The sequence below is a fragment of the Flavihumibacter petaseus NBRC 106054 genome (genome assembly GCF_000974785.1).
GTDB classification, from domain to species: domain Bacteria; phylum Bacteroidota; class Bacteroidia; order Chitinophagales; family Chitinophagaceae; genus Flavihumibacter; species Flavihumibacter petaseus.
This window is the reverse complement of record NZ_BBWV01000001.1, coordinates 258,114-281,185: the sequence shown is the minus strand read 5'-3', so window position 1 is coordinate 281,185 and position 23,072 is coordinate 258,114. Positions and strand designations below refer to the sequence as shown.

Here is a 23,072-nt window from a genome sequence, read left to right as displayed (position 1 = left end):
TATGGGATTTATCGAAACCGGATTTCAGGGTTTGTGGATTTTTGAGCCGAAAGTATTCGGCGATGACCGTGGCTATTTTTATGAGTCCTACAGCGCCCGCGCATTCCAGGCAAATGGACTGGAATTTCATTTTGTTCAGGACAACCAGGCGCGATCCTCTTATGGGGTTGTCAGGGGATTACATTACCAGGAGCATCCATATTGCCAGACCAAGCTGATCCGTGCACTTGAGGGTACTATTCTCGACGTGGTGGTGGATTGCCGGAAAGGCTCGCCCACTTATGGTAAGGTCTTCTCCATCGAATTATCGGCCGAAAACAAAAAACAGTTACTGATACCGGCCGGATTTGCTCATGGCTATTCTGTGCTGACGGAGCAGGCGGAAGTGATGTATAAGGTTGACCGGTTTTACCATAAAGAAAGCGAAGGCGGTATCCTGTTCAGCGATCCGGCGCTTGCCATTGACTGGAAAGTTCCTGCCGGCCAGATGATATTGTCTGAAAAGGATAAATTGTATCCGACATTTGCCGCTGGTAACCATTCATTCTTTTTCTGATCAATGCACACTATTCTTGTAACTGGTGCTGACGGGCAACTTGGCAGTGAACTGCAGGTTATTGCTTCCTTGTATCCGGAATACAGGTTTCTGTTTACGGGGAGCAGCCAGCTTGATATTACAGACGAGGCTGCTGTCAGGAATATATTCATGCAGGAAAGCCCGGCATTTTGTATCAACTGTGCTGCCTATACTGCTGTGGATAAAGCGGAAAGCGAACCGGATAAAGCTGATGCAGTGAATGCCGCAGCCGCAGGAAACCTTGCAAAAGCTGCGGATGTTACGGGATGCCGCCTGATCCATATTTCGACTGACTATGTGTTTGATGGTACAGCTACTGTGCCGCTCGCCGAAACTGCCGTCACGAATCCGCTCGGCGTTTACGGCGTTTCCAAATGGAAAGGAGAACAACTGGTTTTAAGTATTGCACCGGATTCGATTGTGATCCGGACGTCCTGGGTATATTCCTCATTCGGAAAAAACTTTGTCAAGACCATGCTGCGGCTGATGGCTGAACGGGAAACCATCAATGTAGTGAATGACCAGCAGGGATCACCCACCTATGCAGCTGATCTTGCGCGGGCAATCATGCAGATCGTACAGAAGCTGCCGGATACCGAAAACGCCGGGGGTATTTATCATTATGCCAATGCCGGGGCGATCACCTGGTTCGAATTTGCCCAGGCTATTGCAGGCATGACGGGTAGCAGATGCCGGGTGAACCCGATTACCACGGCCGAATACCCCACCCCTGCAAAAAGGCCTGCTTACAGCGTCTTTGACACGAACAGGATCCGGCAGGTGTTTGATGTGCCGGTTTATCCGTGGCAGGAAAGTCTGCAAGCCTGCCTTCTTCAGTTGCAGGGATATTTAGCGGGCCAATGATTGCAGGTCGATCACAAACCGGTACTTCACATCACTTTTGACTACTCTCTCGTAGGCCTCATTCACGTAGCTGATATCGATTACTTCCACATCGGATACGATGTTATTGACCGCGCAGAAATCCAGCATTTCCTGTGTTTCCGGAATGCCACCGATCATAGAGCCGGTAATTGTCCGGTTGTTTCCAAGTAACAGGAACCCTGTCAGTTTAATCGGTTCCGGTGGTACACCTACACAGATCATTACACCATTGGTGGTGAGCATGTTAAGGTACATGTCGTAATTGTGGGGCGCAGAAACGGTATCGATAATAAAATCAAAATAGCCGGCAAGCGCTTTGGTAGCCTCCTCGTTACGGGTGTTGCAGAATTTGTGGGCGCCGAGTTTGCGTGCATCATTTTCTTTCGAAGGTGATGTGCTCAGTACAGTTACTTCAGCACCGAAAGCCACACCAAATTTCACCGCCATATGACCGAGGCCGCCGAGTCCGAGTACGGCCAGTTTATGACCCTTGCCAACTTTCCAGCGCTTGAGTGGGGAATAGGTGGTTATACCTGCACACAGCAGGGGGGCTACACCTGAAAGCGGAAGTTTGTCTGAGACGGAAACGACATATTTTTCATCACATAAAATAATGTCGGAATAGCCGCCGAAAGTCAGTGCACCGCCGTTTCGCTCGCGACCGTTGTAAGTCATTACGGTTTCTCCCTTTTCACAAAACTGCTCCTGGCCGTTTTTACAGTTATTGCATTCGCGGCAGGAATCCACCATGCATCCGATGCCGGCGAGATCACCCGTTTTGAATTTGGTAACTGATTTGCCTACGGCTGTAATACGGCCAACGATCTCATGACCAGGAACCATCGGGTACATGGAATTGCCCCATTCTCCCCTGACCTGGTGAATATCGGAATGGCATACTCCGCAATAGAGTATCTGAATCTGTACATCATGAGGGCCGGGATCACGGCGCTGGAAATCCCATGGCTTCAGGCTGTCTTTTTCGTTGTGAACAGCATATCCTTTGGCTGCTTGCATAATGAATGGTTTTGGTGATGGGATTAACAGCAGATCACAGAAATTGTTGAAAATAGGAGATGAGGGGTTAATTTGCGCCTTCATCCAATTGCCTGCAATGACAGCTGCAACTTCCCTGCACGACCTGATCAGCCGGATCGTATCCCGGCCCGAGACACATGCCCGATGGCTGAACACCCTCAGTATGCTGGAAAATGCAGGTGCGCGCAAGATCAAACAATGTGAGCACCCTGTATTCGTAAAGGAGGATATTCTGAAACATGCAGCAGAAGAAGCACGACATGCCTGGTATCTGAAGAAGCAGCTGCATAAGGTTGGAGGCAATTGTCCAACTTATGAGGCGCCCTACCTGCTGGCACCAGCAGTAAGTTCGCGCTACCTTCACAGGATCGACATGCGTGTTTGCCGTTATCTCAAGGATGAATACGGTTTTAGCGGGCATGAACTGAAATATGCGGCGTATCTGCTGGTAACCTATGCCATTGAAGTGCGGGCCGATGAACTGTATCCCGTTTACCAGGAGGTATTGAAACAGGCCGGCAGCGGTATCAGCGTGAACAATATCATTGCTGAAGAACAGCATCACCTGGCTTCCATGGAAGCCCAGTTAAAACAGTTGTGGCCTGAATGGCGGTCGCTTTGTGATATGGCCTGCCGGGAAGAAGACAGCTGCTACCGGGAATGGATAGCTGAAGTATCCGCAGGCACCTGATCACCGGTCTTTCTTCGGGAGGGACGCACGCACCAGGTCATAGGATCTTTTGATCCAGTCGCGGAGCATTGTGTCACCGATAGAGTGATCAAGGTGAACCGTATTCCAGTGTTTTTTGTTCATATGGTATCCTGGTACAACCGCCTGGTACCTTTCCCTGAGTTCGAGTGCTTCTTCCGGGTCGCATTTCAGGTTAATGCTTTCAAAGGTGTCAATGCCGGCCAGGGCAAACATTTTCCCCTTAACCTTATACACGAGCGTATCCGGCCCGAAGGGAAACTCTTCGGTTACATCAGGCAGTGACAGGCAGAATGCCTGGAAATTGTCAAGTGTCATAATTGTCAAATTAAATCACTTTTATCACGGAACCATGAAAGTTATACTTGTACTGTTAGCCGCCTTTGTACTTGCGTCAGTTGGCATCAGGGTAACTGCCGGATACTGGCAACCCCGGCCGGCAGGGAATATTGCCCTGTGCATCATGCTGTTCTTTACGGCCTTCGGCCACTGGCGGTTTACTGATGCGATGGCCAGAATGATCCCCGGTCCAGTTCCATTCAAGAAAGAACTGGTTTATATCACAGGCCTGTTGGAAATTCTCGCGGGAGTAGCACTCCTGATACCTGTGGTAAGGGAAAAGGCGGGCTGGTTCCTGCTGGTATTTTTTGTATTGCTGTTACCGGCAAATATCTATGCTGCCATCAATAAGATCGATTACCAGCAGGTAGACAGGGAAGGGAATGGATTGAGTTACCTGTGGTTCCGTATACCCATGCAGATCGCCCTGATGGTATGGGTGTATTATTTCGCCATATGGAAGGGATAATAAAACAGCCGGATCATTGACCCGGCTGCTGATAAAGTAAGAAGACTGCAGGCTTAGCGGCTTTCCTCAGGGATCCTTACTACCGCGCTTTGCGTTTTCAGGGTCCCGTTTTTGATATAGTACTCACTATAGATCAGGCTGTCTTTTTTGTAATGCATGTTTTCCCAGTTTACAACCAGCGGCGTTGTACGATTAAGCGTGTATTCGATCTTGGTTTTGGTGTCACCTTTGAATGCCCATACCAGGTTATCATTTACGCCGTCGGCATGATACTGACCGGTGCCGTCTGTATTGAATTTGATGTACTCATCATCAAAAGTGTGGTCTGAACCACCGTATTGATAGAAGTAGAATTGTTGATTCTGAAGAATCCGGATTTCCTGGATTCTCCAGGTTCTGCCTGTCAGGAATGCCAGTGTATCCTTGGGAAAGTCAGTCAGCACTGTATCCTTGATGATTAGGGTATCAGTTACCTGTACTTCCTTAATAACTTCCTTTTCACAGGAGGAGGTGAGCAACTGAAAAGTGAAAAACAACAAAATAGTGGAAAGAGACACAAATCCCTTTTTCATAGTTTAAGGTTTTAGATAATAATTGCGCTTAGGTATAACAGGGAGCAAATTATAAAAAAAAAGAGGAAATGCCACATTTCCTCTTTTTGTTGCCCGACCAGGATTCGAACCTAGACAAACAGAACCAAAATCTGTCGTACTACCATTATACTATCGGGCAATCCGTCCCGTAAAGGGAGTGCAAAAATAAGGGCTGGGATGAAATCGTCCAAAAAAAAGCTTTTTTGCCGACAAATATTATCTTTAGTGACACACACCTGACAGCATGATTTCAAACAGAAGAAATTTTCTCAATGGCCTTGGCAAACTGGGTTTAGGAGGATTACTGGCAGGCGTTACGCAGCCGGTGTGGAGCCGTGAATTACAACAGAAGATCAATCAGTTCAATGGATTGCCGGCTGCCGACCTGGCCGGAGAGGAAGACTTCTGGTATGCCGTACAGCAAGCGTATACGGTGTCACCAAGCCTGATCAACCTGAATAATGGTGGGGTGAGTCCGTCACCCCGGGTGGTACAGGAAGCCATGAAAAAATATCATGATTTATCCAATGAGGCGCCCAGCTATTACATGTGGCGGATCCTGGATCAGGGCCGCGAGCCATTGCGCCGGGAACTGGCCAGGCTGGCTGGTGTCGGCGCTGAGGAAATTGCCATCCACCGTAATGCTTCGGAAGCGCTGGAAACGGTCATTTTCGGATTGCCGTTGAAAGCAGGTGATGAAGTGGTGCTCAGCAAGCAGGATTATCCGAATATGATCAATGCCTGGAAGCAAAGAGCGCTGCGGGACGGCATCAAACTGGTCTGGATCAACCTGGAACTGCCTTCCGAAAACAACGACTACCTGCTGAGCCAGTATACGCGGGCCTTTACCGCCAGAACAAAAGTGGTACATGTTACCCATATCATTAACTGGAATGGCCAGATTCTGCCGGTACGCGCCATAGCTGATGCTGCACACGCGAAAGGCATCGAGGTGCTGGTGGATGGCGCTCACAGCTTTGCGCATTTCCTGTTTACGTTGCCTTCCCTCGGTGCAGATTATTTTGGTACCAGCCTGCATAAATGGCTCAGTGCCTGCATAGGTTCCGGCCTTCTGTACGTGAAGAAAGAAAAGATCGCTTCAATATATCCCCTGTTTGCAGCAGGTGACCCTAAATCACCGGATATCCGCAAATTTGAAAGCACCGGAACCCGGCCATTTTTCATTGAGCAGGCGATCGGCAAAGCCATCGAATTTCACGACATGATCGGTGCGGAGCGAAAGGAGCAGCGGCTGCATTACCTGAAAAACTACTGGATGACCCGTATAAAGGATCTGCCAGGAGTGCAGCTGGGAACTTCTCTTCAGCCGGCTTTTGGCTGCGCCATCGGTCTGGTCAGTATTGATGACAGGAAGCCGGCAGAACTCGACAACTTCCTGCTTGACAAGTATAAGATCCATACCGTAAGCATCGAATGGGAAAACATCAGGGGAGTGCGCATTACACCTAATGTGTATACCACCACACGTCAACTGGATGTACTGGTGGAAGCCATCAAAGCATTTGTGAACACGAAAAGTTTCTAGCCTCAGACTGCCCGCACGAGGAAATAATCGCGTTTTCCTTTCTGTACGAGGAGATAGCGGCTGTTCAGCAGATGATCAGTGCCAAGCGTTGTTTCCAGTCCCGACACTTTGATCTTGTTCACACTTACACCGCCATTCTGAACCATCTTCCTGGCTTCTCCACGACTGGGGAAAATGCCGTTGTCAGCGAGAAAGTTGACAATATTCGCTCCCTCTTCCAGGGATGTTCTGGCCACATCAATATTGGGAACCCCCTCCATCACTTCCAGCAGTTGTTTTTCATTCAGCTGCTGCAAAACATCCGTGGTGCTGTTTCCAAAAAGAATCTCGGACGCTTTTATGGCAAATGCATATTCTTCATCTCCGTGAACGAGCCTGGTGATTGATTCAGCGAGGCGTTTCTGCAGTAACCAGAGATGGGGCGCCTGCTGATGCTCCGTGATCAGCGCCTCAATTTCTTCCGGTGTAAGGAAAGTAAAGATCCTGATCCATTTCAGCGCATCTTCATCTGTTGCATTGCGCCAGAACTGGTAAAACTGGTAAGGGGAGGTTTTGGCCGGATCCAGCCAGATATTCCCCTTTTCGGTTTTGCCAAATTTGCCACCGTCAGACTTGGTCATGAGGGGGCAGGTGAAGGCAAAGGCTTCACCGCCACCCATGCGGCGGATCAGTTCGGTTCCTGTTGTAATATTTCCCCACTGGTCGCTCCCACCCATCTGAAGCTTACAGTTGCGGTTATTGTAGAGCCAGTAAAAATCATAGCCCTGGATCAGCTGATAGGTAAATTCTGTGAAACTGATGCCAGTGTCGCCCTCGAGTCGCTTCCGGACACTGTCTTTCGACATCATATAATTTACCGTAATGTGTTTACCCACTTCCCTGATGAAGTCCAGGAATGTAAAGTCTTTGAACCAGTCGTAGTTATTGACGATCTCGGCAGCATTGGGGAGGGCCGGATCAAAATTGAGGAATCGCTCCAGTTGTGCGCGGATACCTGCCAGGTTGTGGCGGAGGGTATCCAGGTCAAGCATTTTCCGTTCTTCTGATTTAAAAGAAGGGTCGCCAACCATGCCGGTAGCGCCACCGATCAGGGCAAAAGGTTTATGACCAGCCTTTTGAAGGTGCATCAGGAGCAGGATGGGCACCAGGCTTCCGACATGAAGGCTGTCGGCCGTCGGGTCGAAGCCAATATATGCTGCAGTCATTTCTTTCGCCAGCTGTTCTTCGGTTCCGGGCTTGATATCCTGAAGCATCCCTCTCCATCGTAATTCTTCGATAAAATTCATAAAAAGACTGCAATTTGCAGCAAAACTAAGGCAATAAAGCCGACTCCTATCGGGCAATATTGGGGCCGGACCCGCGTTTTATGTCATTGCCGTATTTATTGCTTATGCTGAAAGAAGACCCCATGAGATGTCAGATCAGAGTATTGGTCCTGTTACTTCTACTGTTCCCTTTCACGCTTGTTGCACAATTCCGGAAATACTCCAATGAGTTTCTCAACATTGGGGCAGGCGCCAGGGGATTGGCAATGGGCTCGGCACAGGTCGCCTCAGTGGGCGATGGTACAGCCGGTTACTGGAACCCCGCCGCACTTGTTCAGGTTCGCGAACAACCCCAGCTGAGCCTGATGCATGCCGAATATTTCGCAGGTATTGGCAAATATGATTATGGCAACCTGGCAATTCCCCTTAAAGACGGTAAACGCACTATCGGTATTTCCGTGCTTCGTTTCGCAGTGGATGATATACCCAATACGGTATTCCTGGTAGAGCCGGACGGCACGATCAATTTTGACAATATCACCACGTTTTCTTCTGCAGATTATGCTTTCCTGTTTTCGTATGCCCAAACGCTGAAAATGAAAAACCCTGACAAGAAGCTGAACCTCGGGTTCAACGCCAAGGTCATTCACCGGAAAGCGGGGGATTTTGCCACAGCATGGGGATTCGGGTTTGATGCAGGAATTCAATACATCAATAAAAGATTGCAGATCGGGATCGTTGCCCGTGACGTCACCACAACGTTTAACGCCTGGTCATACAGCATCAATGACAAGATGCGGGAGGTGTTTTATGTTACCCAGAATGAAATCCCGGTAAAATCAACCGAGCTGACAGCCCCCAAACTGATCGGTGGCGCATCCTATAATTTCAAACTGGGCAAGTCCGTCAACCTGCTGGCTGAGGCGAACCTTGATTTCACTTTTGATGGCCGAAGAAACACGGTGATCAGTTCAAGTGCCGTAAGTATCGATCCCAAGATCGGATTGGAAGCGTCCCTGAAAGACATTTTCTATGTAAGGGCTGGTATCAACAATTTCCAGAAGGCCTTAAAAGATGAAGACAGCACTTACACCCAAAAAGTCTGGATCTATCAGCCCGCCATCGGCGCAGGATTCAGGATCCAGAATGTGATGATCGATTATGCCTTCACCAACCTGGCCAATCAGTCCAATCCTTTGTATACCCATGTATTCTCACTGAAGCTCGACCTCGTCAAGAAAAAAAAGAAAAAGTAAGCGCCTAGCCTATGCCAACGAAGAACAGCGTTCTTATACCTTTCAGGATTGCGATCCTTTTGCTGGTTTGCCTGGTTTCAGGTTATGCAGCATCGGCTCAGACCTATTACAATGAATGGATCAACTTCAGCAATACCTACCTTAAATTCAAAATAGGATCCGATGGTATTTACCGCATTCCGGTTACCCTGCTGAGGGCGAACGGACATGAGAATACGCCCGTGGAACAGTTCCGTTTATTCCGGAACGGTGAAGAGATTGCCCTGTATACTTCAGCAAGTACCGGGCCACTTCCCGACGGCGGTTATCTTGAGTTTGCAGGATTTGCCAATGATGGTAAACCTGATAAAAGTCTTTACCGGAATCCAGGGTTCCAGCATACTGAAAAATTCAACCTTCATGCTGATTCTGCCACCTACTTTCTTACTGCTGAGGCTACCCCGGGAGCCAGGCGTTACGTAACAGTGAACAATAACGTGGCAGGTAATACATTGCCTGCTGAGCCGTGGTTCCAATATACCTTCGGAAAATATTACAAAAACAAGATCAATCCCGGATTTGCTGCTGACATTGAACAGTACATTTATTCATCATCATATGACAGGGGAGAGTTCTGGTCAAGCAATGATATCCGTGAACGGGCGACATTATCGGAAACCGTCAACAATCTTAAGATAGCAACCGACGGTCCCAATGCATCATTCCGTTATGGTGCATTCGGCAATATGGTTAAAGAGCGAAGGGTTCAGGCAAGCGTCAACAGCAGTATTCTGCATGACACGGCACTGAACTACATGAGTGATATGGTGGTTACCATTCCCATATCGCCTTCTCTTCTTGCCTCGGGCAGCGCCACCGTTGCCTTTACCGATGTGCAGCCTCCAAAACCTGCCCAGGGGGACGATCCCTATCTGGACCGTATGGTAGTGTCTTTCTTCGAGATCAGCTATCCCCATCTATTTGATTTTAACAATGCGACATACTTTCCATTTTCACTTGATCCCAGGTCAGAGGGATACTACCTGGATATCACTGGTTTTGCCGCGGGTGGCACAACACCCATTCTTTATGACCTGAACAGCAACGAACGTTTTGTTGCCAATGTTCAGGGTACAAAGTACCGCTTCGCACTGCCTGGTTCAGCAGCGGCAAGGAAACTCATACTTTTTTCGCAGTCGAATAGTGTAATAAAAACAGTCCAGGCACTTACGGAAAGAAAATTTGTTAACTACAGTGATCCGGCGAATGAAGGAGATTTTGCGATCATTTCCAATCCGCGTTTGTATAATGGTGCCAACGGAAATAATCCCGTAGAGGACTATCGGCTATACAGGCAATCCGTAGCCGGTGGAAGCCACAATGCCAAAATCTATGACATTAATGAACTGACCGACCAGTTTGCCTATGGTATCAAGGGGCATCCTTTGGCCGTCAAGAATTTTATCCGGTACTCACGCCAGTTTTTTTCCACCCAGATTGCCAAAGTATTCCTGATCGGTAAAGGCGTGGTATATTCCCAATACCGTTTCGGAAATAATGAACGGCCACGGATCGGCGAACAAAACCTGGTACCTACTCATGGCTATCCGGGCAGTGATAACCTGCTCGCATCGCCCGCTCCCGATGATCCGGTTCCTGCAACAGAAATTGGCCGCCTCAGTGCGGTTTATCCAAATGAAGTGGAAGATTACCTGGCCAAAGTGAAAGAATACGAAGCAGCGCAGGCAAATCCTTCAAACCGGATGGAGGATAAATTATGGATGAAGAATGTGTTGAATGTTACCGGTGCAACTGACGCGCTTCTCGGCGCCAGCCTCTGTAACAGCGTTACGAAATATGCGGAGATACTCGAGGATACCCTGACCGGTGCCGCTGCCACCATTTTATGTAAAAATGTTGCGGGTGGCAATGATCAGGCCGGAGCCAGAATTATCAAAGAAAAAATGGAAGAAGGGGTAAGCCTGCTGACTTATTTTGGCCACTCCTCTGCAACCACGCTTGAATTCAGTATCCAGGATCCTTACGATTATAATAACGCTGGCAAATACCCGGTTTTTTCCGTTAACGGTTGTTATGCAGGTGATTTCTTTACCTACAGTGATGCCCGCTACAGCGTTCTGGAAACCCTTACTGAAAAATATGTACTGGCCAAACAAAGGGGAGCCATTGCATTTATCGCGTCCACGCATTATGGTGTATCCAGTTACCTGACCAATTACCTTGATGCTTTTTTTGAGAAAGCTGCCAAGACCGATTATGGTGCTGATCTGGCGAAAGTAACCAAAGACGCCCTTGCTCAATTGATTGTGGATTATGGTTCCTTTGATTTCGTGGCACGTTCACATGCCGAACAGATCACGCTGCATGGTGATCCGGGCCTGAAAATGAACTTCCAGGAGCGGCCTGATTATGTAATAGAAGAATCCACGATCAGGATTATTCCAACCCTGGTTTCTGTGAACGACCAGAACTACAAAGTGCAGGTAAAATGGTATAACCAGGGGAAAGCAACTGCGGATTCTGTTCAGGTAGAAGTTAGCCGCACAGCTCCTGATGGTACCGTTACCGTGCTCCACAACCTGAAGCATGCGCCAACACTTTATGCCGATTCTGTAACACTGGAAGTACCCATCGTTGCCAGCAAAGACAAAGGGACAAACAAGATCACGGTCACCATTGATGGCAAGCAGCTGGTCGGAGAAATGGATGAGACCAACAATACGGTCACCAAATCGTATTTCATTTATGAAGACGAAGCTTCTCCGGCGTTTCCTTATAATTATTCCATCGTTAGCGACCCCGCTGTGAAATTCTATGCAAGCACTGCTGATCCTTTCGCCTCTATGAAACAGTATGTGATGGAAATTGATACGACTGCGGAGTTCAATTCATCTTTGAAAAAAGCAGTTACGCTCAATTCCCGCGGCGGCCTCCTGGAGTTTGATCCGCAGATGACCTATCTCGACAGTACAGTGTATTACTGGCGCACTTCATTTGTGCCCGGTGACGGAGGCGAATTCCGCTGGAGCCAGTTTTCTTTCCTGTTTAAGAAAAATGTGCAGACCGGGTTCAATCAATCCCATTATTTCCAGCATTCGGAGTCGGGCCTTACAAAAATGGTGCTGAATGCCAACCGGCAATGGGATTTCGGGAAAAGGTTCAGTTCACTGATTATTCGGTTGGGAATGTATCCTACATCAGGTGGCCAGGACAATGATTTTGCTGTATTGGTAAATGATCAGGATTTTATTCAAAGTGCCTGCGTCGGCCATTCCCTGGCCTTCAATGTATTCGATCCCCGGACACTGATCCCCTGGAAGAACGTTGATGACGCGGGAAATAACCTTTATCGTTTCGGCAGTGGATCGGCAAATTGTGCCAGGACGCGTAACTGGAATTTTGAGTTCTCCTATATGACCCCGGCATCAAGGAAACTGATTATGGATTTCATGGATTCAATCCCGGATGGATATTTCGTTGCGATTCGTTCTTTTGACTATAATAATCCGCAATCCTATTCCAAAACCTGGATGGCAGATACTTCGCTATATGGTTCAGGAAATTCGCTATACCACAAATTGCTGGCTACAGGCCTGACCAATATAGACGATATCAATGCACCGAAGTGCTGGGGCATGATCTATCAGAAGAATGCTGCTACTTTCACCCCGGTTACTAAAATATCAGCCGGCCTGTATGACAGGGTTATCGTTTCCGCCGAACCAGAAACGCCAACCGGCACAGGATCAATTATGTCACCTGAATTCGGCCCTGCAAAGACCTGGAAACAGATGGTTTGGAAAGGCCATGCAACAGACGCTGCGATCAGCAACGATAAAGTGAAGTTGCAGGTGATCGGAGTAACAGCTTCAAACGCCCGCGTGCCTTTGAAGGAAGTTGGCTTGTCAGAAACTACTACGGATATCTCTGATATAGATGCGTCACAATATCCGCGACTGGCACTTCAGATGAATGTGTCTGACTCTGTTGATTTTACAGCATACCAGCTGGACTTCTGGAGGCTCTTATACGATCCGGTTCCGGAAGGAGCTGTTGCACCGAACCTCTTTTTTGTTTCGAAGGATACAGTGGAACTGGGGCAAACTGTTGATTTCGGCATTGCCTTCAAGAATATTTCCAATGTTCCCTTTGACAGTTTGAAAGTGAAAGTGACGCTTACAGATGGCAGCAATTCATCGCACATATTACCGGTTGAGATGCTGAAGCCGCTGAATGGCGGTGATACAGTAATGTTCCGGTTTACCATCGACAGCAAATCCTACACGGGACTCAATACGCTGTATGTCGACTTTAACCCTGACGGCGACCAGCCGGAGATGTATCATTTCAACAATTTCTTCTATAAGAATATTTATGTACAGGGTGATAAGCATAAGCCGTTGCTGGATGTCACCTTTGACGGTGTTCATATCCTGAATGATGATATCGTTTCTGCCAAACCGCATATTCAGATTAAGCTGAAAGACGAATCGAAATTCCTGCTGCTGAAGGATACATCCCTGATGCGGGTACGGGTACGGTTCCCTGACCAGACTGTCAAAACCTACCGGTTTGATAACGATACCGTGCGCTTTACACCAGCAACCTCGGCTGCAGACAATACCGCAACCATTGATTTCAGCCCGGCTTTTCTGCAAACATTTGATCAGGAAACGGGCATCGACCGGTATGAACTGATGGTGAATGGAAAGGATGCCAGCAATAATCCTGCGGGCAATATTGAATATTCAATAAACTTCACGGTGATCAACAAGCCGATGATCTCCAACCTGTTGAATTACCCGAATCCGTTCTCTACTTCCACCGCATTTGTATTTACACTGACCGGAAGCGAGGTGCCGACGAATTTCAAGATCCAGATCATGACCGTTACGGGTAAGATAGTCCGGGAAATCACCGGGCCGGAACTGGGTCCGCTTAGAATCGGACGGAATATCACGGAGTTCAAATGGGATGGTACTGACCAGTACGGGCAGCGCCTGGCGAACGGCGTATATCTGTACAGGGTAGTTACAACGCTGAATGGCAAGAAACTGGACAAATACAAAGCGGTCAATGACAATACGGATAAGTATTTCAGCAAAGGCTACGGCAAGATGTACCTGATCCGGTAGATCACCTTTATATGCCTACATTTGCAGTATGGCAAAGATTGGGATTAATATCGCTACGGGAAGTCTGCAGAAAGAAGAGATGATTATCGGTATCGACCTGGGTACTACCAACAGTCTTGTTGCGGTAATTCACCCGGAAGACCGGAAAGCTGTGGCGCTCCGCGAACACGACAGTTCTTCGCTGGTCCCCTCTGTTATCCATTTCGGGTCAGCCGGATCAATCGTGGTGGGAGACAGCGCGAAAGAATTCCTGATCAAAGACCCGGCGAATACGATCTTTTCGGTCAAAAGGCTGATGGGGAAATCCTATAAGGACATTCAGGAAAATGCCCCGCTGTTTACTTATTCCATTCTTGACGATGATACTGACAGCCTGGTGAAAGTTCGGGTGGGTGACCGGTTTTATTCTCCCATTGAATTGTCCGCTCTTATTCTGAAGGAATTAAAAACACGCGCAGAGCATATTCTAAAGACGCCGGTCAGCAGGGCTGTAATTACAGTTCCTGCATATTTCAATGATACGCAGCGGCAGGCTACCCGTGATGCCGGTAAGCTTGCAGGCCTTGACGTATTGCGAATTATCAATGAGCCTACCGCAGCCAGCCTTGCCTATGGCATCGGGCTGCAAAAAGACGAAGAAAAGCTGATCGCCGTATACGATCTCGGCGGCGGTACATTTGATATATCCGTACTCAGGATCAGCCAGGGCATCTTTGAAGTATTGTCAACACACGGTGACACATTGCTCGGAGGTGATGATATCGACCGCCTGATCATGCACCACTGGATGAAAGAACACAAGATCGCTGCGGATAAAGTTCAGGCTGATCCTGAGCTCGCACAGGCCTTGCGTTTAAAAGCCGAAGCTGCCAAAAAACACCTGAGCAAAAAGGATGTATTCATCGATCATGTAGGCAACTACCAGTTGCAGATCACTGTATCTGAATTCAACAAGCTGATTGAACCGCTCGTGGAGCGTACGGTCTCGGGCTGCAGGGCAGCCCTAACGGATGCCGGCATAGCAGCGAGCGCCGTGGACGAAGTGATCATGGTTGGAGGTTCTACACGGATACCACTGGTCAAACAGCGGGTTAGTAGTTTTTTCGGAAGGAAGGTACATGATGAACTGAATCCCGATGAAGTGGTTGCCCTCGGCGCCGCTATCCAGGCGGATGTACTGGCAGGAAATAATAAAGACCTGCTGTTGCTTGATATTACACCACTTTCCCTGGGGGTAGAAACCATGGGAGGGTTGATGGATGTACTCATTCCCCGGAATTCGAAAGTGCCCAACCGTGCGTCGCGGCAGTATACTACACAACGTGACGGACAATCAGGCATGAAGATAGCGGTATTCCAGGGGGAAAGAGACCTGGTGAAAGACAACCGGAAACTGGCGGCATTTGACCTTACCGGCATACCTGCAATGCCAGCCGGACTTCCAAAGGTGGAAATCTCATTTACCATCAATGCAGATGGCATTCTGTCGGTGAAGGCAACCGAACTTCGAAGCGGTGTTTCTCAGCAGATTGACGTGCAGCCGCAGTACGGGCTCACCGACGCCGAAGTGGAAGCCATGTTACTCGCCAGTATTCAGCATGCCAAAGAAGACATTGCTGCAAGGGCGATTGTAGAGGCCCGGACTGAAGCGGAGCAGTTGATTGAGGCGACCGGCCGCTTTATTGAAAAGAACAGGGAACATCTTGAGCAACAGGAAATTGATGCTACCCGCGCAGCCATTCAGGAGCTTGAATCTGTTCTGACATCAAACGACAAAGACCTCATTCATACAAAAACAGAAGCGCTGAATGATTTATCAAGGCCTTATGCAGAACGGCTGATGGACAAGGCTATTGGTCAGGCAATGCGCGGAAAGAAAATCTGATGCTGTTACTACTAACGCAATCAAAAGCGCGGGTCTTCCTGGCATTTCTGGTTATTGCTTTTGTTGTTTATTTCCCTGTTCTAACTAAAAGCTTTGCAGCGGATGATTTTTTGGTAATGTACCGGATCATTCACCAGCAGAATTTTCTCGAGGAAGGATTTTTCAGACCATTGTCTGATATCAGCCTTTATTGCTGCTATCTCCTGTCGGGGATCAATCCAATTGCCTATAACCTGTTCAACCTTTTGTTGCATGTCGCCAATGCGTGCTTATTGTACATTATTATACTGCAATTGCCCTTCGGTGCAGGAGACAAGAAAATACCTGCTTTTTTTGCAGGGCTGATCTTTCTTGTATACCCCTTTCATAATGAAGCCATTGTATGGGTAGTGGGCCGCGCATCGAATCTCTCCTGTTTTCTTGGATTCCTGGTGATAATCCTTGCGCTTTACAGCGGGACAGGAAAAGCAATAGTCTGGTCTGCATTGTTGTACTTTCTGGCACTCAGCACTTATGAAACTGTAGTTACATTACCCGCTATCGTAGCATTACTGTTATTCTGGAAAGGAGAGAGCCGGAGAAGAATCTGTTATTGGATGGGTGCATTGTCTTTAACATTGGGAGCGAATCTCATCGTGCGAAAACTGGTGGGTGCAGTAATGGCCGGAGCTTATGGCAGCCGGATCTTTGATTTCAGGCCAGCTGAGTTTCTGATGAAAGTTTCGAAAGTGTTCGGCCGCCTGTGGTTTCCGCCGATGGAGGCCTCTGCCTGGTTGATCGGATTTACTTTGCTGGCAGGAATGGCAATTGTATTGACGGCGGTTTATATTTACAGGAATCGTTATTCAGCCTTCACCGGCTTTAGTGTATTATTCCTTTGCTTACTTGCCGCGGCTGCAGTACCTTTTCTGTTCGGCGTCAGCACCCGCACGATCGAAGGAGACAGGCTACTCTATTTTCCGTCGTTTTTTCTCTGTGCGTTTCTCATTTACAGCATATCCTCTGTGGTCACGATGCGGCAGTTTTGTTTTTCCGTGACTGGAATTGTCATTTATTTTCTCTGCTTCCTGCTTGTCAACAATCGTATCTGGCTGGAAGCGGCCAGCAGAACCCAGCATATCCTTACAGGCGTTAAGGAATTGCGTGCTGCTCCGGGACAGTTGTTGCTGGCCAATGTGCCTGGTGACTACAGGGGCGCAATGGTTTTAAGAAACGGATTTTATGCAGCACTGCTGCTGCAGGGAACAGATACTTCAGGCATTTCGCTGCTCCTCAATGATGAATTGACACCCGATCTTATGCCAGACAGCGTATTAGTGCCACAACAGGCTGGTAGTAATTGCCTGGCAGTTGGGCGGTCTTTTCCAATTTGTGGCTCAGGCGCAATAGTAACTGCACCAATAGCTGGTGATACTATTCTTCATACATTTAGCAGGTCCAATGTCTACTTTTGGAATAATTACCGGTTTATGGCATTAAAACAGGCAGGGCAGGAGTAACATGTATAAAAAGGCAGATTATATCAGGCGGGGGTTGACATTCCTGAACAATCAGTTCCGGCCCTCACACAAGCGGTTATCCACCCTGATGATCTATGCCACAGATCTTTGCGATTCCGCTTGTAAACATTGCCTGATCTGGGCAAAACGTCCTGTGAATTTTCTTCCGAAGGAAAAGATCTACGAACTGATGAAAAGTGAATGCATCACGTCGCAAACGTCAGTCGGGCTTGAGGGAGGCGAATTCATGCTGCATCCTGATGCATTGGAGATACTGGAATGGTTCACCGTGAACCATCCCAATTTTGATCTGCTCAGCAATTGCCTGAAGCCGGATACGCTGATCGAAGCTGTTCAGAAATTCCCACCCCGGCACCTGTACATTTCCCTCGATGGAGATGAGGAAACCTATCTTCACATGCGCGGCAAGAATGGTTATGGTGCCGTTATCAGCGTGATAGAAGCCCTGCATGACAAGCTTCCGGTATCTGTTATGTTCACGCTTACACCGTACAATGATTTCAAAGACCTGGAACATGTGGCACAGGTGTGTAAAAGCTACGGGATCGATATGCGGGTTGGCATCTACAACGATATTGCTTTCTTTGATACTTTCGACAAAGCACACGAAACAGGGATCGGGGAACATAAAAACGAGCCCGGCCTGAAGTTTACAGACGTTTCACGCATGAAGGAAGAAGGGCTCATCGATAAAATCAAATCGATCAAGAAAGCAGAAACGATTGATGTTTCCAGCTTTCCGAAACATGATCTGACTGCCCCGCAGGAAGCTATCAGAGATCAGATCCCGGAGATTGTAAAATCGTTTGCAGAGAATTATGATTTTATGGTACTGTACAACGAATGGCGCCAAGGCGGGTTAAAAATGCGTTGTTACAGCATTCTGGATAGCCTCGTTGTTCTGCCCAACGGTGATGTTCCGATCTGCCAGAACCTCGACCTGATGATCGGCAATATTTTTAAAGACAGCCTGGATACGGTTTTTAACAGCAAGGCAACCCAGAAGATACAGCAGGAATACGTGCACAACTGTAACCAGTGCTGGTTGAATTTCCACCGGAAATATGATGTGATCCTTTACCGTACATTTGAAAAATACTTCGGTATGCAAATCACCCGCAAACTGTTTGGTTACTATCAGTGGGAGGAAACAGCTCAAAAACGTTATCGCGAAGTGACCGACTCCTGAATCCGATCGAGCAGTTGGTATATCAGCCTGAGCTTTTCCACTTCTGCCGGTTGGGCCTTATTTCCATTGCAGTTTTGCAGGAACACCTGTAATGCGGTATAGAAACCGGACTGGAAAAGGCTATTAAACTGGATTGCAGTATTGAAATTATTGGGAAATAAATATTGCCGGGTAACGGCAGCTGTAGCAAAAACCTTCTCTTCCGGAATACCGGCAATGCTTCCCGGAGTTTCTGTCAACATAAGTTCATTCGGATAGGATGCGGTGATCTTCCCGGCGCTGTCGTTCACCGTCAGTATCTCACAACAATTCTCCCAGTTGCCCGCAGTGGATAATTCCAGCAGGCCGCTCACCTTTTCGTGTCGGAGTTGTAATTGCAGCAATTGGCGCTGATCTGCGGAGTTGACAGTGATGCTCAGGATGTCTGCCCTGCCAAAAAGATGAACAATTAGAGCTACGGGATGAATGAAGAGCTCAAAAACAGCATTTCCATCCGGATACCGGCCAACTTCAAACCGGTAATGATAATTTAGCGGTGATTTGACCAGGTTCTGCAATTTGTTCGCTATGGGAGAATAGTTTCTCTGTAATCCGGCCATGATCGTACTCCCGGTGTTTGCTGATAAAACCTGTTCCAGGTCCCGGCCGGAATACCCCAGCGGTTTTTCAACGTAAACATGTTTGCCGGCAGCCAGCAGCCTGGATACAATATCCGCATGTGCTTTCGGTTCCGTACATACGATAACACCGATGATAAGTTTGTTTTCCAGGATATCTTCCAGCCTGGTTGTTCCTTTGCAACCCGGCCAGCGGGCAGCGGCTGCGTGTGCTGTTTCCATATGCCTGGTACAGATGAGTTGTACATTGGCACCAAGATGCCACAGGCAGGGGTAAAGGGTTCCGGTTGCATGATGCCCGGCCCCGATGATGGCCAGTGGTGGATTGTTGGCAGGAATTTGTTTCAGGAAACTGTTGCCGGTGAATTGCCGGTAGTGCCTGAGAAGAAACTGCACTGCTTTGCTCATAGCTGGTGAAGTTAGGAAACTCCCTCCACGATTCCTTCATAAAACCAATCGCCATCTACCAGCCGGCAACTGTATTGCCGGCAATTGACGAGGTCTGTAATTGATGTTTCAGTGGGAAAAAAACTGAGGTGCTCATCTAATGTAAAATAGAAGTATTTCTGACATGGCGTTAGGATGAATAACCTGTTTCTGCAAACACGTTTAAGCTCCAGGATAACCAGGGTGGGGTCGGCAAAGTGTTCCAGCGTGTGACTGCAAATGACGGTATCAAAATATTTGTCAGGATAGGGCAGTTGTTCCAGGTCTGCCTGTAAGAACGAAAATGCGGCAGGAATTTGGGGATTGTTGTGCTTTCCGGTGTTGACGAGATCGCAGCCGTATAATTGCAATAATGGAAAGCGTCTGTGCAGTAGTTGAAGCAGGTAACCATTGCCGCAGCCAGCATCCAGAAGTTTGTCCTTTGATCCTGCACAACGATCGAGCAGCAGTGAAAGAGACCCGGAAGAGATATCCGTTAGCCTGGCTCTTGATATAGACCGGATTCCAGCATAATATCGGGCAAATTCTTCCTTTGTCCAATTTGGAGCGAGCGATTTGAAATGCATTGCCGTGCGGATATTCCTGCCGCGGTAAGCAATCAGAAAAAATGGATACATGAACCAGGAGGCGTTCCTGATAATTCCGGGAACTCGGTTGTCTATAAAATTCCGGATGCTATTTGCCCATTCCCGTTTCATGCAGCTGTATTTTTTGGTTGTACCAGATCGCCAGGCAGCGTCTGAGAGTCTGCCATCCGTGCCGGAATACCTTTACCGTGGTAGTGGCCTGGGGCTTTACTGAAACAGGTATGGTCACGACGGGGATACGCAGTTGTTGGGCGAGGGCAAGAATCTCTATATCAAAGGCAAACCCGTCTTCCTTTGCGCGGGAAAATAACTCGTGGCCAACTGACGTCCGGAAACATTTAATACCACATTGGGTGTCTTTGAAGACGGTAAGGTTCAGCATGCGGATAAAGCGGGACAGCAGGTAGCTCCCCAGTTGTCGTTGTAACGGAAGGTCTTTCGGGTATTGGGATTGCGGATCAGTTCTGTTACCGATCACGATACCTGCATTGGTCTGCTGCATCATGGAAACCAACCGGTGAACAGTTTCCAGGTCAAAGGGGAAGTCGCCATCCATAAACATCACCACCGGTGCAGTCGCAGACAAGATTCCTTTCCGAACGGCATTTCCCTTACCCCGAGCGGACTCATTGCGCAGATAACGGCAATTCCAGGATTTGCAGTGTGCAGCGATGATACCGCCATCTTCAGATCCGTCATCTACCACGATCACTTCTACCTGCCATTCCCACGCTTCAAAAGCCGCCAGCAGTTCCGGCATTCCTGCCGACAGCTCATCCGTGCAGTTGTGAACAGGAAGTACTAAAGAAAGGTGCTCAGGCATCTTAATTCTTGTTGGGTAATGGAACATTCAGCGGGTAGTATTTCGTCAGTTCCCATCGCAGTATCAGTTTCCTGTCGGTTTGCAGCGAATCGATCCCATAGTATTCTGCATAACCATAGTCGATGTTGAAATTATACGGATCATCCTTGAAGTAGCTAAAGCTGGGAGGAAATGAAAGTTCATTGCCAAAATTCACTTTGGGCATTCTGGCTGACAGCAGTTGTTGAAATGTTGCTTTGTAAGGAGCGATGTAGACTTTTTGCCGGCCATTCTGCAAGGCCTGCCTGATGACAGTTACCCTGTCTTGTACAATCTGGTGGTGTAAGGGAAGCAGGAAAAGATTCTGGGGTAATTCCCGGAAGAAGCGCGATGAGCAAAGGATGGCGGTAAGCACGATGACGGCGGTGAATTTATGAGGGATGTTTGGCGGCAAATTGATGGTGACGGGAAACTGAACGCAGGCGATAAATGCCAGGAGCAGCATTCCCAGCACCGATACGGCAACAACAATGTTCTCCGCTCTTGGCGGTACAACTTCTCCTCCGAATTGCCTGATGACAAAATGGAAAAACACAGGCATTGTCACAAGCATTAAACCTCCGGGCAGGAGCAGTAGTTTTTGAGTCAGCCATTTGTCCTTCCATTCCGGGCGCACGTATTTTGCTGCAAAGGGGAGTGCAGCCAGGCTGATCCAGAATACTGGTGATGACAGTATTCCGGCGAACAACTGCATTGAACGGTAAACAGCGCTGGCGGATGACAAAGTGATCTGATGGTGCATGCTGAATCCGTCACTTCGTTCCCGGTTTCCTGGTATGAACCATACCAGCACGCAAATCATCAGGTCAATGGCGAGGCAACTCAGTGTTATTGATGACCATCGGGACCCGGCTGGCCGGTAACAAAAGACAAGTAGCGAGAAACATGCACCATAAAGGAGCGTAACTTCGTTTGCACCTGCTGCACCTGCTTTAAGCAGTACCAAAAGCAGGAATTGCGTGGGAGATATGCTATGCTGCGGGGCGAGTTGAAAGAGGAGCAGGGCCAGCAGGAGAAGCAGGATCAGGCCGAACTGGTAGGTGGCTACAGTAGCCTGCCAGTACAAAAAGCTGGAGATTTCGGGAACGCAGCTTAACAGAAGGAGCAGTGCCAGTCCTCCGGCCATATAGATGTCGGCTCCGCGAAGCTTCAGCACTGTATAGTTTTCTAAAATACTTTTCAGCACCTGGGCAAGCGTCAGAAAAAGTGCCAGGAGTCCGGAGATCAATACAATCCAGTAGTGATCCACGAGAAATCGGGTGGAACTGATCGCAACAAAGAGCGGGATGGAGGAGAACCTGCCGTTTCCATGTCTGAGGTAAGTAAGTACGCCGTTGCAATATCCGTAGTGTTTCACCAGGTAGGTGCCTACAAAGTCATCCATGGTGGGGCTCTGGAAAAAACAGCATAGGCCTGCCGACAGCAACAGCAATGTTACCAGCACAAGAAAAAGGGTTCTCAGCATTATTGAGAAAGTGCGTTTATGGTTAACAGTCTCCGGATGTATTTTCCCACGAGATCAAATTCAATGTTGACTTCCTGTTGTTCGCTGACTTGTCCGATGGTGGTGTTTTCAAAAGTGTAGGGAATGATTGCCACGGAGAAGGCAGTCAGGCCGATGTCAAAAATAGTGAGGCTGGTTCCGTTGACGGCAATGGATCCCTTTTCCACGATCAGGGCGCTGAATTCGGCCGGGAACTCAAACCGGAATTCCCATGACCCGTTTTTATCAGTCCGGCGGGTGCAGGTGGCTGTGCAGTCGACATGCCCCTGAACGATATGGCCATCATACCGGCTACCTACCGGTGTGCAGCGCTCTATATTAACATTGTAGCCTGGTTTCCAGTGTTTAATGGTGGATTTTTCGAGTGTTTCGGCAATTGCAGTGAGGCGGTGTGCTCCGGGACGAAGCGCATCTACGGTAAGACAGACCCCGTCATGGGAGACACTCTGATCGATTGAAAAGGTGTCGGAAAGCGGTGATTCGATCCAGATTTCGTAGTTGGTGCCTTTTTCGGTAACAGAAATGACCTTTCCGAGGGCTTCAATAATTCCGGTAAACATGTTGCAATTTAGGAGATGCGAAAATTTCCGCAAAAGATTTGGCATTAGTGGATTCTTTCCTATCTTTGCCGTCCTTAAAATTACCAAAG

Annotated in this window: 19 protein-coding genes and 1 tRNA gene; 10 read left to right on the top strand and 10 right to left on the bottom strand. The window is 48.2% G+C overall.

The features are described 5' to 3' along the window. Window position 1: 1 nt before the first annotated feature. Together rfbC and rfbD are read left to right on the top strand one after the other, a co-directional pair. Window positions 2-556: a dTDP-4-dehydrorhamnose 3,5-epimerase gene (rfbC, locus tag FPE01S_RS01155; RefSeq protein ID WP_046367116.1), complete on the top strand. Its 555-nt coding sequence runs from the start codon at window positions 2-4 to the stop codon at window positions 554-556. Window positions 557-559: 3 nt separating this feature from the next. Further along, window positions 560-1,441: a dTDP-4-dehydrorhamnose reductase gene (gene rfbD, locus FPE01S_RS01150; RefSeq protein WP_046367115.1), complete on the top strand. Its 882-nt coding sequence runs from the start codon at window positions 560-562 to the stop codon at window positions 1,439-1,441. Here rfbD and FPE01S_RS01145 read toward each other — a convergent pair. Further along, window positions 1,427-2,479 (bottom strand): NAD(P)-dependent alcohol dehydrogenase, encoded by a 1,053-nt coding sequence (locus FPE01S_RS01145; RefSeq protein ID WP_046367114.1) that lies wholly within the window; start codon window positions 2,477-2,479, stop codon window positions 1,427-1,429. The genes rfbD and FPE01S_RS01145 overlap by 15 nt on opposite strands. A 97-nt stretch (window positions 2,480-2,576) precedes the next feature. On the opposite strand from FPE01S_RS01145, the gene FPE01S_RS01140 reads away from it, so the two are divergent. Next, the gene (locus tag FPE01S_RS01140; protein WP_046367113.1) at window positions 2,577-3,191 is read left to right on the top strand and encodes a hypothetical protein; all 615 of its coding nucleotides are present in this window, start codon (window positions 2,577-2,579) and stop codon (window positions 3,189-3,191) included. Here the strand turns inward: FPE01S_RS01140 and FPE01S_RS01135 are convergent, their stop codons facing one another. Beyond that, window positions 3,192-3,527, bottom strand: a complete 336-nt coding sequence (locus FPE01S_RS01135; RefSeq protein WP_046367112.1) for an MmcQ/YjbR family DNA-binding protein — start codon at window positions 3,525-3,527, stop codon at window positions 3,192-3,194. 34 nt (window positions 3,528-3,561) lie between these two features. Between FPE01S_RS01135 and FPE01S_RS01130 the strand changes: the two genes are divergently transcribed. Beyond that, window positions 3,562-4,017: a DoxX family protein gene (locus FPE01S_RS01130; protein WP_046367111.1), complete on the top strand. Its 456-nt coding sequence runs from the start codon at window positions 3,562-3,564 to the stop codon at window positions 4,015-4,017. 53 nt (window positions 4,018-4,070) lie between these two features. Here the strand turns inward: FPE01S_RS01130 and FPE01S_RS01125 are convergent, their stop codons facing one another. Both FPE01S_RS01125 and FPE01S_RS01120 read right to left on the bottom strand, forming a co-directional pair. Beyond that, window positions 4,071-4,589, bottom strand: a complete 519-nt coding sequence (locus FPE01S_RS01125; RefSeq protein WP_046367110.1) for a hypothetical protein — start codon at window positions 4,587-4,589, stop codon at window positions 4,071-4,073. An 89-nt stretch (window positions 4,590-4,678) separates the two neighbouring features. Next, window positions 4,679-4,749, bottom strand: a tRNA-Gln gene (locus FPE01S_RS01120). A gap of 105 nt (window positions 4,750-4,854) precedes the next feature. On the opposite strand from FPE01S_RS01120, the gene FPE01S_RS01115 reads away from it, so the two are divergent. Beyond that, window positions 4,855-6,156 (top strand): aminotransferase class V-fold PLP-dependent enzyme, encoded by a 1,302-nt coding sequence (locus FPE01S_RS01115; protein ID WP_046367109.1) that lies wholly within the window; start codon window positions 4,855-4,857, stop codon window positions 6,154-6,156. 2 nt (window positions 6,157-6,158) lie between these two features. On the opposite strand, the gene tyrS is transcribed toward FPE01S_RS01115, so the two are convergent. Continuing rightward, window positions 6,159-7,442, bottom strand: coding sequence for a tyrosine--tRNA ligase (gene tyrS / locus FPE01S_RS01110; protein ID WP_046367108.1), 1,284 nt, complete (start codon window positions 7,440-7,442; stop codon window positions 6,159-6,161). A 122-nt stretch (window positions 7,443-7,564) separates the two neighbouring features. Between tyrS and FPE01S_RS01105 the strand changes: the two genes are divergently transcribed. Genes FPE01S_RS01105 through FPE01S_RS01085 form a run of 5 tightly spaced genes read left to right on the top strand, consistent with a single transcriptional unit; the run spans window position 7,565 to window position 18,406 of the window. Next, on the top strand, window positions 7,565-8,677 hold the full coding sequence (locus FPE01S_RS01105; protein ID WP_046368525.1) for a putative type IX sorting system protein PorV2: 1,113 nt from the start codon (window positions 7,565-7,567) through the stop codon (window positions 8,675-8,677). A gap of 11 nt (window positions 8,678-8,688) precedes the next feature. Beyond that, window positions 8,689-13,812 carry a putative type IX secretion system sortase PorU2 gene (gene porU2 / locus FPE01S_RS01100; protein ID WP_083990101.1) on the top strand — a complete coding sequence of 1,708 codons (5,124 nt, stop codon included), beginning with the start codon at window positions 8,689-8,691 and terminating at the stop codon, window positions 13,810-13,812. A 28-nt stretch (window positions 13,813-13,840) separates the two neighbouring features. Further along, complete coding sequence (gene hscA, locus FPE01S_RS01095; RefSeq protein WP_046367106.1) at window positions 13,841-15,697, top strand: Fe-S protein assembly chaperone HscA; 1,857 nt, start codon at window positions 13,841-13,843, stop codon at window positions 15,695-15,697. Beyond that, on the top strand, window positions 15,697-17,196 hold the full coding sequence (locus tag FPE01S_RS01090; protein WP_046367105.1) for a hypothetical protein: 1,500 nt from the start codon (window positions 15,697-15,699) through the stop codon (window positions 17,194-17,196). The genes hscA and FPE01S_RS01090 overlap by 1 nt, the downstream gene beginning before the upstream one ends. Window position 17,197: 1 nt before the next feature. Next, entirely contained in the window at window positions 17,198-18,406 is a 1,209-nt protein-coding gene (locus FPE01S_RS01085) for a radical SAM protein (protein WP_046367104.1), read from the top strand. Here FPE01S_RS01085 and FPE01S_RS01080 read toward each other — a convergent pair. The 5 genes from FPE01S_RS01080 to FPE01S_RS01060 are packed head-to-tail and all read right to left on the bottom strand — an operon-like array spanning window position 18,382 to window position 22,983. Then, entirely contained in the window at window positions 18,382-19,431 is a 1,050-nt protein-coding gene (locus FPE01S_RS01080) for a Gfo/Idh/MocA family protein (RefSeq protein ID WP_046367103.1), read from the bottom strand. The genes FPE01S_RS01085 and FPE01S_RS01080 overlap by 25 nt on opposite strands. A gap of 11 nt (window positions 19,432-19,442) precedes the next feature. Further along, complete coding sequence (locus tag FPE01S_RS24535) at window positions 19,443-20,168, bottom strand: class I SAM-dependent methyltransferase (RefSeq protein ID WP_052955425.1); 726 nt, start codon at window positions 20,166-20,168, stop codon at window positions 19,443-19,445. Further along, the gene (locus tag FPE01S_RS01070; RefSeq protein WP_046367102.1) at window positions 20,146-20,880 is read right to left on the bottom strand and encodes a glycosyltransferase; all 735 of its coding nucleotides are present in this window, start codon (window positions 20,878-20,880) and stop codon (window positions 20,146-20,148) included. The genes FPE01S_RS24535 and FPE01S_RS01070 overlap by 23 nt, the downstream gene beginning before the upstream one ends. Before the next feature lies 1 nt (window position 20,881). Then, window positions 20,882-22,384, bottom strand: coding sequence for a hypothetical protein (locus FPE01S_RS01065; RefSeq protein WP_046367101.1), 1,503 nt, complete (start codon window positions 22,382-22,384; stop codon window positions 20,882-20,884). After that, window positions 22,384-22,983 carry a riboflavin synthase gene (locus FPE01S_RS01060; protein ID WP_046367100.1) on the bottom strand — a complete coding sequence of 200 codons (600 nt, stop codon included), beginning with the start codon at window positions 22,981-22,983 and terminating at the stop codon, window positions 22,384-22,386. The genes FPE01S_RS01065 and FPE01S_RS01060 overlap by 1 nt, the downstream gene beginning before the upstream one ends. Window positions 22,984-23,072: the final 89 nt, after the last annotated feature.

Bases quoted from the DNA above. Each gene is read 5' to 3' on its own strand.
- FPE01S_RS01140 (WP_046367113.1), top strand. From the start codon at position 2,577: ATGACAGCTGCAACTTCCCTGCACGACCTGATCAGCCGGATCGTATCC.
- porU2 (WP_083990101.1), top strand. From the start codon at position 8,689: ATGCCAACGAAGAACAGCGTTCTTATACCTTTCAGGATTGCGATCCTT.
- FPE01S_RS24535 (WP_052955425.1), bottom strand. From the start codon at position 20,168: ATGAAACGGGAATGGGCAAATAGCATCCGGAATTTTATAGACAACCGA.
- rfbD (WP_046367115.1), top strand. From the start codon at position 560: ATGCACACTATTCTTGTAACTGGTGCTGACGGGCAACTTGGCAGTGAA.
- FPE01S_RS01080 (WP_046367103.1), bottom strand. From the start codon at position 19,431: ATGAGCAAAGCAGTGCAGTTTCTTCTCAGGCACTACCGGCAATTCACC.
- FPE01S_RS01070 (WP_046367102.1), bottom strand. From the start codon at position 20,880: ATGCCTGAGCACCTTTCTTTAGTACTTCCTGTTCACAACTGCACGGAT.
- FPE01S_RS01090 (WP_046367105.1), top strand. From the start codon at position 15,697: ATGCTGTTACTACTAACGCAATCAAAAGCGCGGGTCTTCCTGGCATTT.
- rfbC (WP_046367116.1), top strand. From the start codon at position 2: ATGGGATTTATCGAAACCGGATTTCAGGGTTTGTGGATTTTTGAGCCG.
- hscA (WP_046367106.1), top strand. From the start codon at position 13,841: ATGGCAAAGATTGGGATTAATATCGCTACGGGAAGTCTGCAGAAAGAA.
- FPE01S_RS01130 (WP_046367111.1), top strand. From the start codon at position 3,562: ATGAAAGTTATACTTGTACTGTTAGCCGCCTTTGTACTTGCGTCAGTT.
- FPE01S_RS01085 (WP_046367104.1), top strand. From the start codon at position 17,198: ATGTATAAAAAGGCAGATTATATCAGGCGGGGGTTGACATTCCTGAAC.
- FPE01S_RS01060 (WP_046367100.1), bottom strand. From the start codon at position 22,983: ATGTTTACCGGAATTATTGAAGCCCTCGGAAAGGTCATTTCTGTTACC.
- FPE01S_RS01145 (WP_046367114.1), bottom strand. From the start codon at position 2,479: ATGCAAGCAGCCAAAGGATATGCTGTTCACAACGAAAAAGACAGCCTG.
- FPE01S_RS01135 (WP_046367112.1), bottom strand. From the start codon at position 3,527: ATGACACTTGACAATTTCCAGGCATTCTGCCTGTCACTGCCTGATGTA.
- FPE01S_RS01065 (WP_046367101.1), bottom strand. From the start codon at position 22,384: ATGCTGAGAACCCTTTTTCTTGTGCTGGTAACATTGCTGTTGCTGTCG.
- FPE01S_RS01115 (WP_046367109.1), top strand. From the start codon at position 4,855: ATGATTTCAAACAGAAGAAATTTTCTCAATGGCCTTGGCAAACTGGGT.
- tyrS (WP_046367108.1), bottom strand. From the start codon at position 7,442: ATGAATTTTATCGAAGAATTACGATGGAGAGGGATGCTTCAGGATATC.
- FPE01S_RS01105 (WP_046368525.1), top strand. From the start codon at position 7,565: ATGAGATGTCAGATCAGAGTATTGGTCCTGTTACTTCTACTGTTCCCT.
- FPE01S_RS01125 (WP_046367110.1), bottom strand. From the start codon at position 4,589: ATGAAAAAGGGATTTGTGTCTCTTTCCACTATTTTGTTGTTTTTCACT.